This window comes from Acinetobacter sp. YH12255, assembly GCF_013417355.1.
Taxonomy (GTDB): domain Bacteria; phylum Pseudomonadota; class Gammaproteobacteria; order Pseudomonadales; family Moraxellaceae; genus Acinetobacter; species Acinetobacter pseudolwoffii.
In genome coordinates this window covers 1-1,990 of the sequence record NZ_VPEC01000107.1, presented here as the reverse complement: position 1 = coordinate 1,990, position 1,990 = coordinate 1, and the positions used below count along the sequence as shown (strand labels likewise).

Annotated in this window: 2 protein-coding genes and 1 pseudogene; all 3 read left to right on the top strand. The window is 55.2% G+C overall.

From position 1 onward, the window contains the following. Positions 1-125 (top strand): annotated as a pseudogene (locus FTV30_RS15940) (DDE-type integrase/transposase/recombinase); the annotation flags it as partial. A 247-nt stretch (positions 126-372) separates the two neighbouring features. Next, positions 373-1,587, top strand: a complete 1,215-nt coding sequence (gene floR / locus FTV30_RS15935) for a chloramphenicol/florfenicol efflux MFS transporter FloR (RefSeq protein WP_000214122.1) — start codon at positions 373-375, stop codon at positions 1,585-1,587. A gap of 27 nt (positions 1,588-1,614) precedes the next feature. After that, a complete protein-coding gene (locus FTV30_RS15930; RefSeq protein WP_077170324.1) occupies positions 1,615-1,881 on the top strand; it encodes a LysR family transcriptional regulator in 267 nt (88 codons plus the stop codon). Positions 1,882-1,990: the final 109 nt, after the last annotated feature.

Sequence of the window (1,990 nt, the reverse complement as noted above, 5' to 3'; positions counted from 1 at the left end):
TTCAAACAAATTCAGGCTGGGTTTATACTGCATTTATTATTGATGTGTTCTCACGAGCAATTGTTGGATGGAAAGTATCGACACGGATGAATACAGATATGGTGCTCGATGCATTGGAGCAAGCATTTAGGGCGGCAGAGGGGGCTGGAACGCTGAGTGCGCCCATGCCGCATTGCGAAGCAAAAGATAATCGGATAAAATGTAGCAATTCATATTCGTAAGCGTGGAGTAATCAGATGGGAAATTCCAAGTCAGCAGACAAGTAAGCCGCAACAACCAGTATTGTTGTTGCGGCGCTCTGTAAGGCTAGTCTCATCTGATTGCTGACGAGCAGACGTCGCCCGGTATTCCTTAATCGAGGGTTGATTCGTCATGACCACCACACGCCCCGCGTGGGCCTATACGCTGCCGGCAGCACTGCTGCTGATGGCTCCTTTCGACATCCTCGCTTCACTGGCGATGGATATTTATCTCCCTGTCGTTCCAGCGATGCCCGGCATCCTGAACACGACGCCCGCTATGATCCAACTCACGTTGAGCCTCTATATGGTGATGCTCGGCGTGGGCCAGGTGATTTTTGGTCCGCTCTCAGACAGAATCGGGCGACGGCCAATTCTACTTGCGGGCGCAACGGCTTTCGTCATTGCGTCTCTGGGAGCAGCTTGGTCTTCAACTGCACCGGCCTTTGTCGCTTTCCGTCTACTTCAAGCAGTGGGCGCGTCGGCCATGCTGGTGGCGACGTTCGCGACGGTTCGCGACGTTTATGCCAACCGTCCTGAGGGTGTCGTCATCTACGGCCTTTTCAGTTCGATGCTGGCGTTCGTGCCTGCGCTCGGCCCTATCGCCGGAGTATTGATCGGCGAGTTCTTGGGATGGCAGGCGATATTCATTACTTTGGCTATACTGGCGATGCTCGCACTCCTAAATGCGGGTTTCAGGTGGCACGAAACCCGCCCTCTGGATCAAGTCAAGACGCGCCGATCTGTCTTGCCGATCTTCGCGAGTCCGGCTTTTTGGGTTTACACTGTCGGCTTTAGCGCCGGTATGGGCACCTACTTCGTCTTCTTCTCGACGGCTCCCCGTGTGCTCATAGGCCAAGCGGAATATTCCGAGATCGGATTCAGCTTTGCCTTCGCCACTGTCGCGCTTGTAATGATCGTGACAACCCGTTTCGCGAAGTCCTTTGTCGCCAGATGGGGCATCGCAGGATGCGTGGCGCGTGGGATGGCGTTGCTTGTTTGCGGAGCGGTCCTGTTGGGGATCGGCGAACTTTACGGCTCGCCGTCATTCCTCACCTTCATCCTACCGATGTGGGTTGTCGCGGTCGGTATTGTCTTCACGGTGTCCGTTACCGCGAACGGCGCTTTGGCAGAGTTCGACGACATCGCGGGATCAGCGGTCGCGTTCTACTTCTGCGTTCAAAGCCTGATAGTCAGCATTGTCGGGACATTGGCGGTGGCACTTTTAAACGGTGACACAGCGTGGCCCGTGATCTGTTACGCCACGGCGATGGCGGTACTGGTTTCGTTGGGGCTGGTGCTCCTTCGGCTCCGTGGGGCTGCCACCGAGAAGTCGCCAGTCGTCTAACCGACGACTGGTAGCAGGCCCGCTCCGATGCGGCGCACTAACCATCGAAACCTCGTGAATGTCGGTATCCTGTCTGGCAGGATACCGCTCATTTCCCTTGTTCAGTTCATCGCCGTCGCCGAGCATCTGAATTTTCGGCATGCGGCCAAGGCACTTGGTATCAGCCAGTCGAGCGTCAGCGCGCGTGTGAAAGCGCTGGAGGATAACCTTGGTGTCCTGCTATTTGAGCGCCATGCGCGGGGCGTTCGGCTAACAGACGCAGGCAGGCACTTCATGGGGCACTGTTGCAAATAGAGATTTGAGTCGATGATGTTCCCTTTAAAAAGTACTTAGAGACCGAAAACCCTGTTGATTAGACACACTTCACCCTGAGGCTGACCATAATAAAATGACGATGCTTGTC